Annotated in this window: 15 protein-coding genes and 2 riboswitches; of the genes, 10 read left to right on the forward strand and 5 right to left on the reverse strand. The window is 35.3% G+C overall.

The features are described from left to right. Window positions 1-632 (forward strand): transposase (locus D2K62_RS07705; RefSeq protein WP_157967865.1); only part of this gene is annotated, 632 nt, incomplete at its 5' end. Window positions 633-1,441: 809 nt separating this feature from the next. Here D2K62_RS07705 and D2K62_RS07710 read toward each other — a convergent pair. Then, window positions 1,442-3,010 (reverse strand): bifunctional GNAT family N-acetyltransferase/carbon-nitrogen hydrolase family protein, encoded by a 1,569-nt coding sequence (locus D2K62_RS07710; protein WP_112181998.1) that lies wholly within the window; start codon window positions 3,008-3,010, stop codon window positions 1,442-1,444. A 287-nt stretch (window positions 3,011-3,297) separates the two neighbouring features. Between D2K62_RS07710 and D2K62_RS07715 the strand changes: the two genes are divergently transcribed. From D2K62_RS07715 to D2K62_RS07730, 4 genes are all read left to right on the forward strand, one after another. After that, a complete protein-coding gene (locus D2K62_RS07715; protein ID WP_232824145.1) occupies window positions 3,298-4,434 on the forward strand; it encodes a diguanylate cyclase in 1,137 nt (378 codons plus the stop codon). A gap of 280 nt (window positions 4,435-4,714) precedes the next feature. Next, window positions 4,715-5,371, forward strand: coding sequence for an ABC transporter ATP-binding protein (locus D2K62_RS07720; protein ID WP_117161204.1), 657 nt, complete (start codon window positions 4,715-4,717; stop codon window positions 5,369-5,371). Between the two features lie 42 nt (window positions 5,372-5,413). After that, window positions 5,414-5,788 carry a hypothetical protein gene (locus tag D2K62_RS07725; protein ID WP_117161205.1) on the forward strand — a complete coding sequence of 125 codons (375 nt, stop codon included), beginning with the start codon at window positions 5,414-5,416 and terminating at the stop codon, window positions 5,786-5,788. Window positions 5,789-5,894: 106 nt separating this feature from the next. After that, entirely contained in the window at window positions 5,895-8,498 is a 2,604-nt protein-coding gene (locus tag D2K62_RS07730) for an ABC transporter permease (RefSeq protein WP_117148998.1), read from the forward strand. A 149-nt stretch (window positions 8,499-8,647) separates the two neighbouring features. Here D2K62_RS07730 and D2K62_RS07735 read toward each other — a convergent pair whose 3' ends face one another. Further along, a complete protein-coding gene (locus D2K62_RS07735; protein ID WP_117148999.1) occupies window positions 8,648-10,048 on the reverse strand; it encodes a Na+/H+ antiporter NhaC family protein in 1,401 nt (466 codons plus the stop codon). 162 nt (window positions 10,049-10,210) lie between these two features. Between D2K62_RS07735 and D2K62_RS07740 the strand changes: the two genes are divergently transcribed. The 4 genes from D2K62_RS07740 (at window position 10,211) to metE (ending at window position 17,278) form a co-directional block, all read left to right on the forward strand. Further along, complete coding sequence (locus tag D2K62_RS07740; protein ID WP_117161206.1) at window positions 10,211-12,022, forward strand: MotA/TolQ/ExbB proton channel family protein; 1,812 nt, start codon at window positions 10,211-10,213, stop codon at window positions 12,020-12,022. Beyond that, the gene (locus tag D2K62_RS07745; protein WP_117149001.1) at window positions 12,015-12,710 is read left to right on the forward strand and encodes an OmpA family protein; all 696 of its coding nucleotides are present in this window, start codon (window positions 12,015-12,017) and stop codon (window positions 12,708-12,710) included. The genes D2K62_RS07740 and D2K62_RS07745 overlap by 8 nt, the downstream gene beginning before the upstream one ends. A gap of 164 nt (window positions 12,711-12,874) precedes the next feature. Then, a riboswitch (SAM riboswitch) is annotated at window positions 12,875-12,981 on the forward strand. Window positions 12,982-13,120: 139 nt separating this feature from the next. Further along, entirely contained in the window at window positions 13,121-14,965 is a 1,845-nt protein-coding gene (locus D2K62_RS07750) for a bifunctional homocysteine S-methyltransferase/methylenetetrahydrofolate reductase (RefSeq protein ID WP_117161207.1), read from the forward strand. Between the two features lie 24 nt (window positions 14,966-14,989). After that, on the forward strand, window positions 14,990-17,278 hold the full coding sequence (gene metE / locus D2K62_RS07755; RefSeq protein WP_117161208.1) for a 5-methyltetrahydropteroyltriglutamate--homocysteine S-methyltransferase: 2,289 nt from the start codon (window positions 14,990-14,992) through the stop codon (window positions 17,276-17,278). 425 nt (window positions 17,279-17,703) lie between these two features. Here the strand turns inward: metE and D2K62_RS07760 are convergent, their stop codons facing one another. The 3 genes from D2K62_RS07760 to D2K62_RS07770 form a co-directional block, all read right to left on the reverse strand. Further along, on the reverse strand, window positions 17,704-18,099 hold the full coding sequence (locus D2K62_RS07760; protein ID WP_232824129.1) for a spore coat protein: 396 nt from the start codon (window positions 18,097-18,099) through the stop codon (window positions 17,704-17,706). Window positions 18,100-18,120: 21 nt separating this feature from the next. After that, the gene (locus tag D2K62_RS07765) at window positions 18,121-18,402 is read right to left on the reverse strand and encodes a hypothetical protein (RefSeq protein ID WP_112182009.1); all 282 of its coding nucleotides are present in this window, start codon (window positions 18,400-18,402) and stop codon (window positions 18,121-18,123) included. A gap of 186 nt (window positions 18,403-18,588) precedes the next feature. Beyond that, window positions 18,589-20,853 carry a putative bifunctional diguanylate cyclase/phosphodiesterase gene (locus D2K62_RS07770; RefSeq protein ID WP_117161209.1) on the reverse strand — a complete coding sequence of 755 codons (2,265 nt, stop codon included), beginning with the start codon at window positions 20,851-20,853 and terminating at the stop codon, window positions 18,589-18,591. 91 nt (window positions 20,854-20,944) lie between these two features. Beyond that, window positions 20,945-21,026, reverse strand: a riboswitch (cyclic di-GMP riboswitch). Window positions 21,027-21,217: 191 nt separating this feature from the next. On the opposite strand from D2K62_RS07770, the gene D2K62_RS07775 reads away from it, so the two are divergent. Beyond that, window positions 21,218-21,523, forward strand: coding sequence for an iron-sulfur cluster assembly accessory protein (locus D2K62_RS07775; protein WP_112182011.1), 306 nt, complete (start codon window positions 21,218-21,220; stop codon window positions 21,521-21,523). The last annotated feature ends 1 nt before the right edge of the window (window position 21,524 follow it).

Here is a 21,524-nt window from a genome sequence, read left to right on the forward strand (position 1 = left end):
AAGCGATAGATTATGGGCACATTCAAATCGGAAAGAAAGGGAAAAACACACTCCAAACACGTCTGGTCGTGCAACAATTAACCGAGGAACAAAAAAAGAAAAGAGAGGGGTATTTACAAAAGAGAAGGCGGAAAGGGGGTCACACCCAATCCGCCACCAAAAAAAATCAAATCCAAATCCTTGCCACCAATATAACATCGGATCAAGTAGATATGCAAGGGTTATACCCAATCTATTCCTTACGTTGGCAAGTGGAAATTCTATTTAAAACATGGAAATCATTATTTCATATCGACAAGGTGCGCGCAATGAATCCTGAACGATTTTCGTGCCATTTATATGGTACGCTAATTCATATTCTTCTATCATCTATGATTGCTTTTCAATGTCGTTATTACCTCTATCAGAAGCATCAGATCGAAGGCAGTGAGTTCAAATGTATCGACCATGTGAAAAGCGCCATTGAAGAGGATCAAGGCCAAGCGTTGTATCATAGCACTTCCTTTATTACATTGATAAAGAACATCTATCAAAATGTCTACAGGCATGGAAGGAAAGATCATCGTTATCAACATAAGAGTCCTTTTGACATTCTATATCTTACGTATGAACAAACCTTCCAAGCAGTATAGGCTTACGGTATACATTTTTTTAAAATAGTAAAGTGGCTTATTATTACGCATACATCTAATTGGAAAATAATTCAACTTTATGTTAGAAGTTAGTTGCGTAATGTTTGTTTTTTCTATAGTTTATCCTTAGCTTGACGGCTATGGGGCACGGCTTCAGCTAACTAAGTAAAGCAAAAGACGCTTTACTTAGTGGATCTTCAGACTCGTGCTGTTCCCGCAGGAGTCGTAGTGTATTTTCACCGCTAGTTGGAAATATGCATTAAGGGGATTAGACCAACAATAACAATACAAATTATGATCCAGCAGATTATTTATTCCGAAAAAAAGTCATAAACCGCTTATCAAGTAACTGTGTACTTATCTTTTTCAGTAAAGTGTTGCATTAACGTCTCTTCGGAACAGAAAACTACACTAAGCTGCAGAAAAATACGAGATCCTTGAAAATAAAAAGCGATTTTCTGCGTGCGTTGTAAATTCATAGAAGTTTTTTCAGAGTCCTGTGGGAAAGGAACATTCTGAAGACCCCACAGTGAGCGTTTTTTGGACCTGCGATTACTCGGCCCATCGAAAACATTTGCTCACGAGGAGGCTGAAGCGTTCCCCACGGAAAGCGAGTGTTTTTCTGCAGCGCTAGACCAACTCTTTTCTTGGAAAGATAGAAAAGGACCACTCTAAACTTACCACAGAGTTTCTCTCAAGTTCGCAAGATGGAGCGCAATGATGCTTATGAAAGGCGAACCACATTTCCTAAGCTTGTTAAAAAAAGCCCGCTAGTAGCTTTTGCTAATGGCGGACTTTCTCATAAAAACTTATTTTAAATGTTTCACTTCTGTTTCAATGTTTTTGTAATTAATTTCGAATAAATCTTTTCTACGATCTCGTAATTGACGAACTGTTCCTGATTTACGTTGTCTACGCAAGATTTCTAAGTCGACATCACCGACTACTACTGTTTCGATATTAGGGTGACATTCTCCAATAATTCCATCCCGTGCAAATTCAAAATCAGATGGAGTAAAAATCCCGGATTGTGCATACTGGATATCCATATTTTCTACCTGTGTTAAGTTACCAACTGTACCTGCAATAACGGTATACACTTGATTTTCAACAGCACGGGCTTGTGCACAATAGCGTACACGTAGATATCCTTGCCGATCATCTGTACAAAACGGGACAAAGATAATATTTGCACCTTGATCTACTGCATAACGAGAAAGCTCTGGGAATTGAATATCATAACAGATTTGAATGGCAATTTTACCACAGTCTGTATCAAATACTTTTACAACATCTCCTGGCTTGATTCCCCACCATTTTTTCTCATTTGGTGTTACGTGAATCTTATATTGTTTCTCAATCGTACCATCACGACGGAACAAATAGGCAATATTATAAATATGGTCATCTTCTTCAACAAAATGGGAACCACCTATAATATTCACGTTATATTTAACAGCTAGATTTGTAAAAAGTTCAATGTAATCTTCTGTATATTCAGCTAGTTTTCTAACTGATTTAGAAGGAACCTTCTCTTCTAAAAATGACATTAGCTGCGTCGTAAAGATTTCTGGAAATACAGCGAAATCGGAACCGAAATCATAGGCCACATCTACATAATATTCAACTTGTGTAGCAAACTCTTCAAACGATTCTATATTCTTCATCATATATTGGATAACAGTAATTCGGACAGGGTAAGCTGTTTTAAAATGTCGTTTTGTTTTTGCATGATAATCAACATTATTCCATTCCATTAATGTAGCATATTTTGCTGATTGTTTATCATCTGGCATGTAGCCAGGATTTATCCGCATAACGGTAAAACCATTCATGTTCTGAAATGTTAGCACGGGATCGTGAATATTTTTGCTCATTACTTCTTCTACATATTCCCGTGGTGTTAATTCATGTTCATATTTATGATAATTAGGAATTCTTCCACCAATGATAATACTTTTCAAATTCAGTTCACGCGCTAATTCTTTACGCGCTTCATACATTCTTTTGCCGATTTTCATCCCTCTAAATGCCGGATCAACCATTACCTCAATACCATAAAGGTTATATCCTTCTGGGTCATGGTTTGTAATATATCCTTCATCTGTAATGTCATCCCATGTATGTTTATCATCGTACTCATCAAAGTTAATGATAAGACTAGAACTACTTCCAATTAACTTTCCATCATACTCTACACATATTTGTCCTTCTGGAAAGATAGCATGATGACTTTCTAAATGCTCAATTTCCCAAGGATCCATATTTGGAAAACATACAGCTTGCATCTGAATAATTTGTTCAAAATCATCTTTTCTAATATTTCTTACTTCCATTTTTTTTTCGAAGCTAGATAGATCTAATTTGTCTGTGGACATGATGCACCAACCCTTTCATAATCTTGTGATTCTTCTACTTCTATATTAAGGATGTGGCAAACCACCCACCTTACTCCATAGTTATCTCTTTATTATATCATTTACAATCCAAGTTAGAAAAGAAATACCCGTTCCTAGTTTTTTCAATGGATTAATATAAAGCAGAATTTTCATACGCTTAAAACTAATTATTTTATAGCAAAAATGATCGGGATATATTAGAATATACTTCTTATGTTCTTTAAAATAGCCTTGCAATTACTGAAAGGATCGTTTTCAACGTGATAATGTTTATTGAAGAATTCTTCTTAAATCTTACAGTCTTAATTTCATTTATATTTCTATATCATCAAATCTATCGTTCAAAATTTGTAACAACTTCAACACGAAACAGTCATTTATTTAGTCATAGAGGCATTCTACTTGGTATTGCAGGTGGGCTATTAGGTATTGTATTAATGCACTTTAGTATCCAAGTCGATGGTAATACGATAATCGACTTAAGAGTAATTCCATTAATGCTTGTTGCGCTATATGGTGGTTGGATTGCGACAACTATTACAGGAGCTAGCATCATCTTTTTCCGATTTCTAATAGGTGTTAATCTATCTTCCCTATCAAATTTACTCTTAGTGATCTTTTCAGCACTAATCTTTTTATTTTTTGCTAGTAGAATGAAAAACAGGTGGTTGTCTATTATCACGATGCTTGTTCTTAGTAATACCGTATTTTCGTTTATAACATATGCTCTAATTGCTGATTTTAAAGTTTATCTTACGATTAATGTTGCGTATTGGCTAATAACAATTACAGCTGGCATACTTGCTATCTCAATGAATAATCACTTACTCCAATCAAATAGGTTATTTAAAGAGTATGAAATGAACGCATTCATAGACCCATTAACTGGACTGAATAATGTAAGAAGTTTTGACCGTGCATTTAATGGAGCGAAACAAAGAATAGTTAAAAAGCAAGAAAATTTATCTATTTTAGTTATTGATATTGATCACTTCAAGCAGGTAAATGACACCTATGGACATCCCCAAGGTGATCTAATTCTTAAACATGTCGCCACACTCATTAAAGATAGTTGTCGTTCAGTTGATACTGTATCAAGAAATGGTGGTGAAGAATTTACCGTTCTAGTTACGGATCTTTCACATGTAAGTGTCTCGCAAATAGCTGAAAAAATCAGAAAAAATGTTTCGGAATATACCTTTTCAATAAATAATGACACCTTACATATTAACATTACCGTATCAATTGGTGTCGCAACGTATCTTGTTAACACAGGTGATGTGGATGACTTGTATAGAAACGCAGATGCTGCATTATACAAGGCAAAAAATAGCGGTAGAAATATGGTCTGCTCCTACTCAGATATTGATAAAGATGGTAGTAACTACATCAAATTGGAATGACAACCAAAGCGTCCAAAGCACATATGGATATCCCAATTAGTTAAAATTAACGCAAGAGCTACTCAGTGGCACTTGCGTTTTTTTGGATTTGTGATCGTTATTTTTCACTATTTGTGATTAAACTAAACCGTTCTAAAGCACAAAAGTGATGCGGGTATGAATCTCTGATTCTTTAATATCTAAATTAATTAGAAATATATATTGCTAATAATTGTTAAATATATTACTATTATTAGTAATTAAGTAAATAAATTCAATTTATTAGCAAAGGATGACTCATATGACTATCAAACTGCATAATACTTCTATTACATTTGACGGAGTAGAAAAAGTGGAAGCATTAAAAAACATTTCTTTAACAATAGAAGACAAGGAATGCCTAGCCATATTGGGTCCATCTGGCTCTGGGAAAACAACATTGCTCAATGTCATTGGTGGAATGCTTCCGCTTACTAGTGGAGAAATTCATATTGATGGACAAGCCATTCACGAGTTAAAAGCTAGTGAATTACAAACATTCCGAAGAACAAAAATCGGTTATATTTTTCAAGACTATCGGTTATTTGATCAATTCACCGTCTTAGAAAATGTCATGTTACCCCAATGGCCCTATGATTCAAAGGATACTATTGAAATAAAAGCACGTGCATTATTAAAAGAACTACAAATTAGTCATCGCGAAAAATCGTTTCCTGCTTTACTTTCTGGTGGTGAAAAGCAGCGGGTTGCAATAGCTAGAGCTATGCTTCATCAACCTGATATTTTATTATGTGATGAACCAACTGGAAATTTAGATGCAGATAATCGTAACAATGTGATGGAAATTATCGAGGAACTCAGAATAAAAGGCATAACCATCATTCTTGTGACACATGACCAAGAAGTTGCCAAGCGCGGTACCAGAGAACTATTTATTCGTGATGGTCAACTAGTTTAACTAATTATGGAAAAAGAATAAAAATGAAAGGAGGTGAATATTATGATTAAAAAAATAATTACCAGCGCATTCACTCTTTTTTTAATAGCAGGTTTTGCAGGAGGAGTAGGAGTAGATGCAGCAGCGAGTATTAGTCCATCAAACCAAACAATTTACGGGACTGATGCTTACGCAAATTGGACATTTGCTTGGACTTCCAGTTCTTACGCAAAGCAAGTATCATTTAACCCTGGTGACGGAACTGGATACAGAACGGCTAACTCTCGAACTAATTCATCAAGTATGACACATAAGTACGAATACAGCAGTAGCAGTGTTTCAAAACTTTATTACCCTAAAATAGCTGTATATGACCTAACTTCAGGAGCAACGGTAGGAACTGGATCTGCAACAGTACACAAACGTTTAAGTAATTAAATAATAAGGGTGATCTAAGTCATTAGATCACCCTTTCTTAAAATAGTAAAATCAGCTCAAGAAACGCGCTTATAATTTTCACTATTAACTATTAGGAGTGAATCATATGCACCGTCTAGCTTTCCTTCAACTAAATCGTAATAAATGGAAACATTTCCTCTTTTTTCTTGCACTATTACTCATTTTCATAACCGTTCCTCTTGCCTTGAATTCCCTTCAAGGTGCACATCAACAAGTGGAATCTGATATCACTTTCTATGCTAGAGGTAGCTATGATTTACTTGTTCGTCCAATGGATTCAGCGGATCCATTGGAGAAAGAACTAGGAATCGTCCCAGAAAACTACATCGGTTTTGGCAATGGTGGCATTTCTATCGCTACATGGGAAACGATTAAGAACCGTGAAGATATTGAAATTGCGGCTCCAGTAGCCTCACTCGGCTACTTTACTGGGGTTGAATCCACTTTCGGCGTCTATCCACCTGATGCGGATTACATGCGTTACACTTTGGAATTCGCAACTACCGATGGGGTTACGAGTTATCCTATTGAACCCACTTATATGTGTGCTTTGTTAAAATATGAGACAGAAATGTTTACTTATGAAAACATTATCAATCATGATAATTTACGAAATAACTGTGACGAAGTCCCTGCTTTTCCTCTACCCATTACCTATCATTTGGTTGTTGGTATAGATCCGACTGAAGAGGAGAAGTTAACTAACACTTCTTTCGCAAGCATTGCACCTGACTCTAGCTTAAACGGTACTGGATCGTGGTATACTGCCGATTATCCAAATGCAACACTTCTTCCTATCATTGAAGTGGTAGATGCAGCTACTTCTTTATCAACAAACTTATCTGTAGCTAAGCTTGGTTTATCACCTGATGATATTCTTCAATTCAGGGATCAATTAGGTTTAGTTGATGCTAGTGAAACGGAAGATCCAACTTTACCAACTAGTTTTTTTCAACAAAAAGACACGCCAGAGTACAATAATCTGATAGAAATCTTGTCCACACAAGATACAATTGAAAACAAAGACTACAATCTCAATTTATCCTCGCTGATCAATGCATTTGATCAAAATAAGCAAGGAATATACCTTACAGAAGATGGCGAATTAGATACCATTGAAAATCATCCTGAACTTTTTGATCTGGGATATTCTATTTCTCAAGGTATGAGTGCAGCTAGCACATATTATCAAGCTAGCAAAACGCCATACCAGCTAACCGACGGGAAATTATCCGTTAATATATTAGACGTTAAAAATGGGGTTCCTATCTATCGGGATTTAATAAGGCATGGAAATACGATGGTGGAGGTATTTAATGATGATGCATTAACCCCTGAAGACATTGCATTCATTCCAGATCCCGTTGACACAGTAGTGATGGGAGAAAAAAATGCGCAACTAGCCGCAAGTCCGTTGGGTATTTATCAATTTGAACCAGCTAGATATATCGGAGAGGATAAAAAAGATTCAATAGAATTAGAACCAACCATGACACCTGGAAGTTTCGTTACTCCCTCTGCTAAAGGACTTACCAATATGGAAGCAGCAGTTACCGTAAAAGGGGAGGAAGCTATTGATGCTATTCGCGTAAAAGTAGCTGGTATCGATCAATATACAGACGAAGCGGCAGAAAAGATCGAAGCAATTGCCCAGGAGCTTCGTACTATGAACCTAAATGTTACGATTGTAGCAGGGGCTTCTCCGCAACAAGTAGAGGTTGACGTAGAAGGGATTGGGCTTGTGGAAGAATCTTGGACAACACTTGGAGCAGCAGGAACAATTGTTAGTGAATGGCGTATTACGAACGTTGTCTTATCCGTCCTTTTTGTTTTCGTTGGATGTGCCTACATTCTTAATCGTTTTACCTTCTGGCGGATTACTAAAGAAAATGACACACTGCTATTATCGCAACTTGGCTGGACTAATCACCATATTCAAGCGTTGTGGAGCAGAGAAGTTTTATATATTTTAGCTGGAGCAGCTATATTGGCTATCCCATTGTTAATTGGGTTATCGCAATTGGGCGGATTGACCACGGCCATATACCTATATCAGCTTATAGCTGTTATAACGACTACCGTCTTTGTTTGGTTCTTTGTTCGGAAAGCAATACCGAAAATGCTCCAACCATCGAAGCCAAAAAACATTTCGATAAAAAAAGAGCAGTCTACCAAGCGAAGATCATTAGTTAGTAGAAACATATACTATTATTGGAACTATATTGTCTCAACATTTATCCAGCTAGCAATCGTTAGTACGTTAGCAACTTTTGTCTATCTTGCAATCAATGAAACAGTTAAGCAAACAAATGCAACCGTTCTTGGTCAATATATTAACGTTCAAGTTAATCATTGGCACCTTATCTTGGTAGCCTCTGCATATATCCTAGCATTTATTACACTAATTGAAGCGTTAATGTCGTTATTTAAAATTCGTAAACAAGAAATAAAACAATTGTTATCTATCGGTTGGCAACAGAAAGACATCTTTACTCTCTACATGAAAGAGATTCTTCTATGGACCGGTTGCGCCTTATTGATCGGGAATTTAGCAAGTATCCTATTGTTTGTCGTATTATATACATTAAACTGGACTATTTTTATTGTTGCCGCCCTATCTTTTGCTAGTTTATACTTGTTCATTACGGTATTAGCAATGTTGGTCGTTTGGCGATACGTTAGCAAATAATCCCTCTCCCACCATACTTTTAAGCTCAATTACAAATGATACGCATCACATATTGAGCGGATCACGCCAATTAGTTAAAATTAACGCAAGAGCTACTCAGTGGCCCTTGCGTTTTTGGTTTGTGATCAAACTAGACTTTCTCCTCCTTTTTAAAGAATAAAAGTCACACCAGTATATAGAATCGTAGTTATTGCAGCTGCGATCAATGCTGGTTTCAGCTTGAATCGTGCATAGTCCATAGTAGATATATCTAGAATATTTGCTAATGTATTTGTGTCATCACTAAGAGGCGATGCAAACGCGCCAAACGAACCACTTGCGAAAACTGCTCCGATCATTAATGGCAAGGATACATCTGCAGATAAAGCAAGCGATACACCTAAAGGCATTAAAATTCCCCACGTCCCCCAGGCGGAACCAATAAAATAAGAAATAGTAGCGCCAAAAACAAACATAAGTGGTGTGACAAACATCTGAGGGATCCAATCCGTATGTGCTGTAACGAATTCTGAAAATCCTAAATCACTCGTCACAGATGACAATCCCCAGACAATCGACAATAGAACAATTACAGACATAAGATCATTCCCACCAACAATAAAGCTGTTAACTAAGTCACTTAATTTAAAACGTTGAATCGCATATAAAATAATCGAGACAAAAATCGTAATTAATAAGGCAACTACCATTGCCTGTAATACATCAGCACGAATAAAGGCCTCAAATAATGACTGACCGGCACCACGTCCATCCCACCAGGTCAAAAATAACGTGAGTACAATTACTAATAAAACAGGAATGAGTAAGTTTAGTGGCTTACTTGGTAAATCCTTATGCACCGCTGGATGACAGTCATGCCAGTCGTCTTCTTTTCCCTCATCCATTTCCAGTGGTGCATCCGTATGTGAATGATGAAAAAAACTCAAATAGATGCCGAGTAAAATAATTACAATAGCAAAAAAGTTAAATGGAATACTCTGAATAAAAAGTGTATAAGGATCAATAGTAGTCCCCATGGTTTCCGTAGAAATTTGAATGACAGATACCATATAACCAACAAATGCAGTTGCAACTGGAATCAAGACGATAACAGGTGTTGCTGTTGTTTCAATTACAAATCCTAGCTCTTTCGTTGACATTTTCACCTTTTTTAATATCGCCTTCATAATTGGCGCTATCGTTACAAAACGAAAGGTCGGTGCGCTAAATGTTCCAATTGTAGAGACATAAGTAAGAAATAAGGCTTGCTTTTTGGAGGTAATTATTTCTGCCGATTTCTCAACAAATCCTTTGATTCCACCTGTCATTTTGATCATCCCAATAAGTCCAGAAAAAACATAAAGGAAGACAATAATTTTAATATTACTTTCATCAATAAGTGCTTGTATCACATAGGTTAGCATCTCTTGCATGCCACCAATAAGTGAGGGTGAAATGATGTAGGATCCAACAAGTAGTCCCAACACTAAACCTGGAAGTACTTGTCGTGTAAACATGGCAACAGGAATCACAATCAAAAAAGGGATAATGGACATCCAACTCGTATCGATATGCTTTGCACACCTTTCTAAAAATAGAATCTTTTTAGAATGTGGAAAACCAGCAAATTTATGTATTTACTATTAATTTACTAAGAAAAGTTCATGATTTGGACATGCTTTGAATACTTATGGAATAGAGACATTAATGTTGTCCATCTAGGAGGAAATCGAATGATAGAAGCAATTCTACAACTTTTTACAAGTGAGCAAAAAGCACAAGCTATTCTTTCAAATCAAATGATTGAGCTAATCTTCATCATTTTATTTGTTACGTTTATTGTTACCTTCTTTGTTCATGTTTCCTTGTTCAGTAAACTAAAGAAAATACGTTCTTACTTACAAGAAACAAACCGCATGGACATTAACCCTTTGCGTACCTTCAAGGAACAGTTTGACCTTAAACAGCAAACCGAACCTGTCAAAATAGAAACATTCGTTCAAGAGAAATTTTCTAGTTGGCGTGTCTATGGTATACCTATTGTCAGTCTCATTAAAATGATTCAAATGACCGTATCTATTTTTATTTTAATCGGGATATTAGGAACATTTATTGGCTTAACCATGTCATTAGGAAATATTAATTCAGGTGGAAATCAGCTTGTTGAAGATGTCGCAAGTGTTTTATCAGGAATTGATGTAGCATTTTACACAAGTATTGCCGGTATGGGGCTTTCATTAATTATGACGGTAATGATCAAAGCGCTGAATACAGAATTTCTCCTAACTGATATTATGTTAAAAGTTGAAACAAATTTAACTGAAAACGAACAGAACGGAATAAGTAAACTAATTGAAGTTTCGGAAAGTATTAATAACTCCATTCTCATGCTTCAAAAGACAAACCAAAAATCCTTACAAAGTATTGAAAGTTCTTTTGATGGTTTTAAAGACTATACTTCTGGCTTACAACAAGCCGCAAAAGATTTAGCTACATTTAATGAAGGATTATCTACTAATCTACATGACTTTCAACTTCTATTTACTAGTATGAATAAGGTAACAAACGGCTTTGATGATGCATCTAAAAAACTAAACAAAAATTTCGATCAACTCTTCTCTTATTTTAAGAAAATTGATCAAAGAAATGAACAAATGGCAAGTACATTTGAACATACGTATCAAAAAATCGAAGAAGTCTCGACAACACAAATAGATACCTTAACTCATTTTGAAGATACCGTGGTTGATTTAAAAACATTCACCTCTTCTATCTTAGATGGCCAACAAACAATAAGTAAAGAAAGTCAGCGTTTAGTGCGTCATATGGAAGAACAAAATAAAGAATTTAAACAAATATTCGGCAAAGACCTAGGAGCGAAACTAGCCGGAATTACAACATACTTAAGCGAACTCTCTAACGGTTTTAATAGCTTAGAAGGATCACTAGTTCAATTACCAGATGTACTAGAAACCATTAACCAAGCACAAACAGAATATAAACACCTTCTATCTGATCGCTTTGATGAATTAAAACAATTTAATCGAGATTTTAATAATCATCTCAAAGCACACAATGCAGATTCTGTTTCATTTGAAAAGCACGTACGTGAAGCCACAAACACCTATGAACAAATTGGAATGAAGAACAAGCAGCTTATTACAGATATAAATACCACTATTTCACAAATGAATAGCACATTCATTCAAAGAGAAAATCAACTCGAAGCAAATGTTGGTGTATTAAAAGATACGCTTGCTAACTATGTGACTACTTTAGAAGGAACACTTGGTGAAAAGTTAGATAAGGTTGCTCGAAATATTAGTGAATATGCACAGGGAACAAATCAGGATCTAAAAAGAGAATTTAAGGAAATTCGGACGATTAACGAAGACATTCAACAAAGTAATAATCGTTATACACAACAAACATTTACGGAACTTCTCCAACAAATTGATAAATTAAACCAGCATTTACAGACCTTCAGCCAGGAAACAACAAGCCTTAATACAAGGCGTACGGGTGGTCTAAATCAACATGATTAATAAATATCAACGGTTGTTTAAGGACGAGCAGGAAGAGAATCATTTTTGGCCATCTTTCACTGATTTATTAACATCGATCTTACTGTGTTTTGTATTAATCTTTATTTCAATGATGGTTATTAAGTCCATTCAAATTGAAGAAATGAAAGAAACAATTGATCAAATTATGGGAGTACGCTCAGATCTTGTAAAGGACTTAAATGCAGAATTTCAAGATTCTACTTTAGGCATCGAGGTAGATGAGAAAACAGGCGCAATTATCTTTGACACAGAAATTTTATTTGAGTATGATGGTGCAGAATTAAAGGATGACTCCTTTCAATTTTTAGATGAGTTTGTTCCAAAATATTTAGACGTCTTATTAGCAAGTGGCTATGAAGAATATATCTCAGAAATTATTATTGAAGGTCATGCAGATCGAACAGATGGCTATTTATATAATCTACAGCTATCACAAGAAAGAGCATATAGTGTAGCAGAATATATACTAGGAGATGAATTCCCATATAAAAACATTCAAGATCACTTGCAGGAAAAATTAACGGTAAATGGTAAATCATTCTCAGACGGTCGCACCGATGAAAATGGTGACTACAGTCCAGATGCTTCACGCCGAGTTGAATTCAAGTTCCGCTTAAAAGATGAAGAAATATTAGATAAAACAATGGAAATACTAGAAGGAAATTAAAAGTAAGTATTCTTGAAGTGGCTTTCCTTTCCAAATTCTATAATTTTAAAAAAATAAACAATATTAGTTAGTTAATAAATTATTTGAATTTTTACATTATAGTAGTTGACATTATTTAGAATGTAACTTACTATAACAGGGAACATAAAACTAAATAGTTAGTCTTCTTATCAAGAGAGGTGGAGGGAACGGCCCTATGATACCTCGGCAGCTTACTTTTATATAAAAGTACTGTGCCAATTCCGTCAAACGTATGTTTGAAAGATGAGAAGAGTTAGGCTGTCGTTATATAAACCACTATAATACTGCCCCTCTTCTTAATGGAAGGGGGGTTTTTTGTTGCGTATAAAGTAAAAATTCAATCTAGTTAGTTGCAACTGGATAAAGTAAAAACAAGGGGGTTTGATCGATTGGATTTATTAACCACACTGAAGGAAAAGATTCTAATTGCTGATGGTGCTATGGGTACCTTGCTTTACTCACATGGTGTTGATCGTTGTTTTGAAGAATTAAATGTAACCCATCCTGAAGAAATTTTCCATACACATAGGGCGTATGTAGAAGCAGGGGCTAATGTTATTCAAACAAATACGTACAGTGCAAATTATATTAAATTGGCACGTTATGGCTTGGAGGATAAGGTAAAAGAAATCAACACGCAAGCAGTAAAAATAGCTAAACGAGCAGCAAATAAGGATACATTTGTTGTTGGAACAATCGGTGGTATTCGTGGAAGTCAAAAAAATCTTGGCACTATAGAGGAAATCAAGCGAATTTTTCGCGAACAACTTTATTGTCTCTTATTAGAAGGTGTAGACGGGCTCCTTTTAGAAACGTATTATAGCCTAGAAGAATTAACAACCGTGTTAGCAATTGCTAGAGAAGCAACTAATCTACCGATTATTACAAATATTTCGATGCATGAAATTGGATTATTAGAGAATGGTACACCTTTAAATGATGCATTAACACAATTGGACGATGCTGGTGCAGATATCGTTGGCGTCAATTGCCGATTAGGTCCACACTACATGATTGAATCTTTAAAAACAGTGGCCTTACCGAAGACAGCTTACCTTTCCGCTTATCCTAATGCGAGTTTACCAGCATACAGTGATGGAAAGTTAATCTATAACAATAACCCAGACTATTTTGAACAATGTGCTAGAGAATTTCGTAATCAAGGTGTGCGGTTATTTGGTGGTTGTTGTGGTACCACTCCTGAACATATTGTAGCCCTTAAAAAAGGTGTCGAAGGTTTCACTCCCTTATTGGAAAAGACGGACGTTAAGCACCCTCCAATAATAGAAGTACAGGAGCCTGCTGCTCGAAAAAAGTTAGATCTAGCTCAAATTGTGACACAGAGACATTCTATTATTGTTGAATTAGATCCACCAAGGAATTTACAAACGAAAGAATATCTAAAAGGTGTGCAAGCATTAAAAGACATTGGTGTTGACGCCATTACACTTGCTGATAATTCTTTAGCCACACCACGAATTAGCAATCTAGCAATGGCCACACTAATGAAACAACAAAGAATAGCCATCACGCCTCTTCTTCACTTAACTTGTCGTGACCGTAATTTAATCGGACTACAGTCTCATTTAATGGGATTACACACACTTGGTATCCATGAAATTTTAGCTATTACTGGTGATCCTACTAAGATAGGCGGTTTTCCAGGTGCATCGTCGGTATTTGACGCTACATCTTTTGAATTGATTAAGCTAATCAAACAATGTAATGAAGGTATCTCATTTTCAGGTAAGTCATTAAAAGAAAAAACATCCTTTCGTATCGCAGCAGCTTTTAACCCCAATGTTCATCACCTTGATAAAGCAGTACGTAGGCTAGAGAAAAAAATTGATTGTGGAGCAGATTATTTTTTGACCCAACCAATTTATCAACCCGAACAAATTGAGTCGCTAAAACAAGCAACTAAACATATTAAACAACCAATCTATATTGGTATTATGCCACTCACATCCTCACGAAATGCAGAATTCCTACATCATGAAGTACCAGGTATGAAACTAACAGATGACGTCCGTCAACGAATGAAGGCGACAGGTGATAATAGAATACTGGCAGAACAAGAAGGTATGTCAGTAGCAAAAGAATTAATCGATGTTGCTTTTGAACATTTTAATGGCATCTATTTAGTAACACCATTTATGCGCTATGACATCACAGTTAAACTTTCCAGTTATATCAAACAAAAGGTTGAAAATGCGCAAGAAATAATTTTATAAGACTATTTTAATGGAGGTTTATACATGACAAAAATAATTAGTTCCAATCTAGGTTATCCACGAATCGGTGAAAAAAGAGAATGGAAACAAGCACTCGAGCAATTTTGGGAAGGGAAAATTCAAGAAACAGAATTACTTTTAATAACGAAAGTGATAAGACTAAATAACCTTAAAAAGCAACAAGAGAAAGGCATTGATCTTATTCCAGTTGGTGACTTTTCTTTATATGATCATGTATTAGATACTTCTGTTATGTTTGGTGTCATACCAGAACGTTTTGATTATAAAGGTGGCAAGGTAGGCTTAGACACTTATTTTGCCGTTGCACGCGGAACAAAAAACGCAGTTGCATCGGAAATGACAAAGTGGTTTAACACGAATTATCATTACATCGTACCAGAGTTAGAAAATATCCAACCAAGTGTGACAGAAAATCATCCACTTTCTTTCTATCAAGAGGCAAAAGAAGAATTTGGTATTGATGGAAAACCCGTGTTATTAGGCCCAATTACGTATTTGAAATTAGCAAAAATCCAAGATGATGTACATTTTGAAAAGTTGCTAGAAACATTCATACCACTTTACATTCAAGTTTTAAAAGAGTTGGAGCAAGCTGGGGTATCTTGGGTACAAGTAGATGAACCCATTTTCGGTACGAATTTATCTCCACATATTTTAACTTTTGCAAGAAAGGCGTATGACACAATAAATAAAGCAGTTCCTAACATAAATATTCTGTTACAAACGTATTTTGAAAATGTAGTGGATTATAAAAAAGTAGTAGATTTCCCTGTACAAGGAATTGGCCTAGATTTTGTTCATGGTGATGCCCTTTCATTTATTCAAAAACATGGATTTCCACATGATAAAGTCTTAGCAGCAGGCATTATAAATGGTCGTAACATATGGCGTGCTGATTTAGAAGAACGTTTAGATGTGTTAGAGCAGTTAAAACAAATTGTAACAAATAAGTTAATTATTCAACCGTCTACCTCCCTTCTACATGTTCCAGTAACAAAAAAACTGGAGCAAGAGATTGATCCTTTTATCTATGGCGGGTTAGCATTTGCAGATGAAAAATTAGCCGAGATTGTTACGCTTACAAAAGCATTAGATAAGGGGCGAGATCTTGTTCAATCAGATTTAAAAGATGCTACTGAATCGCTTAAACAATGGAAGGATGCAAGTTTCGGTAAAAATCAAGAAGTGCATCAAAAGCTTGAAAACTTAACAGATACCGATATAAATGGGACAGTAATCTTTTCAGAACGAATAAAAAAACAAAAGCAGTATTTCCAATTACCTTTGTTACCGACAACAACAATAGGCAGTTTACCGCAAACAAGTGAATTGAAAAAAGTACGAACAAAATGGCGAAAAGGACATGTAACAACAGGAGAGTATGAACAATATATTCGTGACTATATCAAGAAATGGATAACAATACAGGATCAGATTGGGCTTGATGTTCTCGTTCATGGAGAGCCTGAGCGAACAGATATGGTGGAATATTTTGGTGAGAAGCTGAATGGCTTTACTGTTACCAAGTTTGGCTGGGTCCAGTCTTATGGCTCACGTTGTGTAAAACCACCAGTAATTGTCGGTGATGTCTCTTTTGCAAAACCGATGACAGTAAAAGAGATTGTATATGCCCAATCCTTAACAACAAAACCGGTAAAAGGCATGCTTACTGGACCAACAACTATTTATAATTGGTCGTTTGTGCATGATGATTTACCTCGTAAGACGGTTCTAAACCAAATTGCAATTGCATTAAAGGCAGAAATAGAAATATTAGAGGAAAGTAACATTAAAATTATTCAAGTGGATGAACCAGCATTACGCGAAGGACTACCATTAGATCGAAACAAATGGCCTGCCTACTTAGACGATGCGGTTACGGCATTTAGATTAGCTACATCATCAGTTGAAGTGGATACACAAATTCATACCCATATGTGTTATTCGAATTTTGAAGATATCTTTGAAGCGATTGATGGGCTTGATGCAGACGTAATTTCAATTGAAACGTCAAGAAGTCACGGGAACTTGATTGCTACTTTCGAAGATAATACCTATAACAAGGAAATTGGACTTGGTGTTTATGATATTCATAGTCCTCGTGTCCCAAGTATAGAAGAAATTAAGCAAAATATTAACCGAGCATTACAAACGATTTCACCAAATCAGTTTTGGATTAATCCCGATTGTGGTTTAAAGACTAGGAATGAAACTGAAACAATAGAAGCACTTCAAACAATGGTAGATGCTGCAAAGATCATAAGAAAAACAGCACTATCTTATCAGAAATAGAATAGTAATATTAGCAAGCCCTCCACAGTTATCTGCGCTGGAGGGCTTTTTACTTTACGAAGTTAGCTGAAGACGTAGACGTGCCTGCGGAAAGCGTCGTGTATTTTTAGAGCGAGCCTTGTGTCGCAGTTGATGATTGTTGTAATGGAAAGGTAATTGCTACGTTAACTTATGAACCTCTCACAATTGGAATTTATCATTAAGAAAGTGTTGTTTATTTCTAGATTGCGTTAAGCCTGTGATTTTTTCGTCTGAATTTATCGATGTTAACCGTGAGATTCCTTATTTTCACTATTAATTATTCGCAAATTAGGTACATTTTAATTAAAGAAACATAAAATGCTACTGAACCAATTATTATGGTTCAGTAGCAGGGGGACCAATAGGATATTATTAATTAATGGAAAGGAGAACTTCTCTTTTTATTAAAGAATGTCTAACTGTGCAACAAGTGTTAAAAGAATCTGTAAAAGCACTTGGATGGATGCTGCAACATCCGTATCGGTAGTTGTTACGTTAACAGATTCACTTCCGTCAATTACAATAAGTTGTCTGTTAGATTGATCAATTCTAGAATATCCTAGAAGTTCTTCTGTTACCTCTTGTGCTCTTGAACTACTCGCTATTGAAATGTTTACTACAATAACGATCGCTACTTGCAAGGCGGCTTGCAATGATACAGCCACCTGGGTATCAGTCGTATCCACCGTTACATCTGTGGAGTTCAAAATAAAAATTGCCTCTTTTGATTGCTGCTCAATGTCAGAAATTTGGTCTGCATACTGACTAACCGCTCTTGATTGATTATTCGTTCTACTCACAAAAATACCTCCTTGTTTTTTTTAGGACTCAGAATTGTCTTTATTGCGCTTGATTTGCTGCAATTTTTCAATTAATGCCTCTGTCTGTACAGTCATCGTTTTTTCACTATTTTGTTGATCAGCTAAAAAAGCCTCTGTTTGTGCTTTAAGTCCTTCAACCGACTTTTTAAGGTTGCTTTTTTCATCATCTGACAGTTCTGTATTTCTAGAAATATTTAGTCTCTTAAAAAGATCAGAGACATGTACTTGAATCAAGTCACTTGATATTTGATTCAACTGGTTTTGGATATCCCCATCTGTCAATGTTCTCCCCCCTTTTGGCTAAGTTATCTTACACCATATATATATACGATTATCTATAATGTGAGCGGGTTCTTATCACGAATAGTACAAGAATGGACAAATGTTACCGATTGAAACGACTAGAAAATAAAAAAGCAACCGACACAATCATTGACTGTGACGATTACTTTCATTAACTAGCATTTTTCAATCTACGGTTTCTGTTGCAAAAGAACTTAAAAGAATCTCTTCAAATGCATTAACATCTGACGGTTTCGCATATAAATAACCTTGTCCATATCCACATTGTAACTCTAAGAGAGCTTTAGCTTGCTGGTGTGTTTCTATTCCCTCAGCAATTATATTTAAATTTAAGTTTATTCCAATATCTATAATTGTTTTTACAATAGAAAGATCCTTTGCATTTTCTATATGCTCGATAAAGGACTTATCTATTTTAATTGTGTTAATAGGTAACTCTTTTAGGATATGTAATGACGAATAACCTGTACCAAAATCATCAATAGCAGTTTCAATTCCAAGTTCTTTTAAACCGTTTAAAACCTCAATGGACGATTCAATATTATGCATAATACTTTCTGTTATTTCCAATTCTAAATAGTTTGCTGGAAGACCTGTTTCAATTAAAACATCACGTACTATCGTAACAAAGCTTTCTTGTTCAAACTGTTGGACAGAAATATTTACGGAAACACATAACGGTTGAAAACCTTTCTTTTGCCAATCTATATTCTGCTGACAAGCTCTACGCATGACCCATTCACCAATCGAAAATATTTGTCCCGTTTCCTCTGCTATGGGAATAAATTCAGCAGGTGAGACTTGACCTAATACTGGATGATTCCATCTTAACAATGCTTCCATTCCAATTATCGCACCTGATTGGATATTTACTTTTGGTTGATACAAAAGTGATAATTGATTTAATTCAATTGCTTTTTTTAACTCAATCTCAATTGTCATTTTGCGCGTAATATGTGCATTTAGTTCTGGATTAAAAAAGTGATATTTATTTCCCTTACTCTTCGCAACATACATTGCTGCATCTGCATGTTTAAATAATTTAAGTCCGTCTAACCCATCGGTTGGATACATACTAATTCCAATGCTGGGTGCAATGGGAATTTCATGATAATCAATTAAAAAAGGTTTGTTAAAAACACACAACAAGTTATCGGCAATATGGCTACAATCCTTTTGATTCTGACCTGGCAAAATAACAACAAACTCGTCTCCCCCAACTCGATAAACATCTGCCGTACTGCTTAATACTTTTCTTAATCTGTCTGAGGCTATTTGTAAGACACGATCTCCAATTTGGTGTCCTAATGTATCATTAATACTCTTAAAGCGATCTAAATCCATTAACAATAACGCCAACGGTTTATTAGATTCTTTAGCCTTTTCCATCATCGTTCCTAGATCTTCAATAAAGGAAGCTCTATTTTTCAAACCTGTTAATGTATCATGATAAGCTAAGTTTCTATACTCACTTACTAACTTACTGTTTTTTCGCATAACTACTAGTTGGCGACCAATAATCATGAAAAAGGTAACACTTAATCCTATACTTAACGCATTAAGTTCCCAATTATAACTTTGTGTTACGAGGATTAATAATGTAATCGCACTAATATAAGGTAAGGCATTTTCTCTGTTGTTAAAGTAATTAATGACTTTCCAATCTAACTCTGTTGTATTTGAATGCACGAATTTCCCTGAGACACCAATCATTAATAAAGCGAAAAACCAAACAACATCCACAAGACTTCCAATCTGATATCCTCCCATTACATTTAAATACGTATAGTATATATCAGCAACTACTTGAAAAAAGAAGCCAGCAATTATAAAGATCATGATCTCCTTTTCTTTAGAATTATGTGATAGGAAATATAAATTTGAAATCGCAAACAAAATACTAATACTGCAAATTAGGTAAAGTAAGGTGACCACCGTGCCAAATATCTCTTCTCCTTGAGCAACTAGAATTGGACTCATTAAATAATACGCACTGACTGAAGTTGTAAAAGTCATAAAAACCACTACGGTAAATAAATAGGGAGTAGTAGAAATAGTTGTTTTAATAACCCTAATTTTATAAAGTAACCCAATTAGAAAACAAATATAAGCTAGTAACCATAATAAAAAAGATGCTTCAGGATACTTCATAGAATCCAGTGTTAGGAAAGCTACCAACCAATTAATACTAGAAACTGTATGAAAAAATAGACCGATACTTAAAATCAGCCAAAAATACCTTTGTTTATCAGTAGTAATACGATATGCTTTGTTTAACCAAAATAAAGCAATAATTCCGAGTATAGCTTGTAGACTAATAGTAAGAAAAGAACGTAGCCAATCATGATCCTGTAAAAGTAACAAGACAATATAATAACTAAAAGCTATACTAAAAGCGGATAAAATCGCTTTTCGTTTAGAGGAAAACATCGCACTTCACCCCGATCCAGATAGTCACAACATACATAAAAAGGCTATTCCCAATGGAAATAACCTTAGAATTACCAGTTATCGTTGCCCATTTGGTAACACAGCCACCATAGTTTTCCCTTAGGCCTGTTACTTTGCGTCCTTATTTTTCAATAAGTTTGCCTTTTCAATGCAGAAGTTCATTTTTATAATATAGTTCGATTGTATCATAAATAAGCAGCCTATGCGGTACTTTATAACTATAATTTGACTTCAAACAAAATATTTCCCATAAAATTCACTGTATTAAATAGTTGGTTTATGCAAATCACTTTATTTTTTTCTTTAACACGGTAATAATAGATATAGAAATGAGGTGTCGAACATGCAATGTAAAATGAATCGCAATGCTGCAAAAATACTTAGAGGTTGGTTGGAAAGTGATGGTGCAGAAGGAAAAATGGTTCGTGTATATGTAACGGAGATGCACGGAAATCATGCGCACTATGACGTGATGTTAGATACACCGACAGAACATGATGAAATTGTTAAAACGGATAAAGATATCGATGTATTACTAGATGCTAGAGAAGACTTTTTAGATGGCGTCTGGATTCAATATTTCTTTGTTCCACAAGAAGGATTTGCTATAAGTAACTCATCTAAAGGCTTACCGCCACATCATCATTAAA

The sequence above is a fragment of the Paraliobacillus sp. X-1268 genome (assembly GCF_003426095.1).
Classification (GTDB): domain Bacteria; phylum Bacillota; class Bacilli; order Bacillales; family Amphibacillaceae; genus Paraliobacillus_A; species Paraliobacillus_A zengyii.

What these genes read in the sequence shown, in the direction of transcription:
- D2K62_RS07710 (WP_112181998.1), bottom strand. Translation starts at nt 3,010, where the DNA reads ATGTCCACAGACAAATTAGATCTATCTAGCTTCGAAAAAAAAATGGAA.
- D2K62_RS07715 (WP_232824145.1), top strand. Translation starts at nt 3,298, where the DNA reads ATGTTTATTGAAGAATTCTTCTTAAATCTTACAGTCTTAATTTCATTT.
- D2K62_RS07720 (WP_117161204.1), top strand. Translation starts at nt 4,715, where the DNA reads ATGACTATCAAACTGCATAATACTTCTATTACATTTGACGGAGTAGAA.
- D2K62_RS07725 (WP_117161205.1), top strand. Translation starts at nt 5,414, where the DNA reads ATGATTAAAAAAATAATTACCAGCGCATTCACTCTTTTTTTAATAGCA.
- D2K62_RS07730 (WP_117148998.1), top strand. Translation starts at nt 5,895, where the DNA reads ATGCACCGTCTAGCTTTCCTTCAACTAAATCGTAATAAATGGAAACAT.
- D2K62_RS07740 (WP_117161206.1), top strand. Translation starts at nt 10,211, where the DNA reads ATGATAGAAGCAATTCTACAACTTTTTACAAGTGAGCAAAAAGCACAA.
- D2K62_RS07745 (WP_117149001.1), top strand. Translation starts at nt 12,015, where the DNA reads ATGATTAATAAATATCAACGGTTGTTTAAGGACGAGCAGGAAGAGAAT.
- metE (WP_117161208.1), top strand. Translation starts at nt 14,990, where the DNA reads ATGACAAAAATAATTAGTTCCAATCTAGGTTATCCACGAATCGGTGAA.
- D2K62_RS07770 (WP_117161209.1), bottom strand. Translation starts at nt 20,853, where the DNA reads ATGTTTTCCTCTAAACGAAAAGCGATTTTATCCGCTTTTAGTATAGCT.
- D2K62_RS07775 (WP_112182011.1), top strand. Translation starts at nt 21,218, where the DNA reads ATGCAATGTAAAATGAATCGCAATGCTGCAAAAATACTTAGAGGTTGG.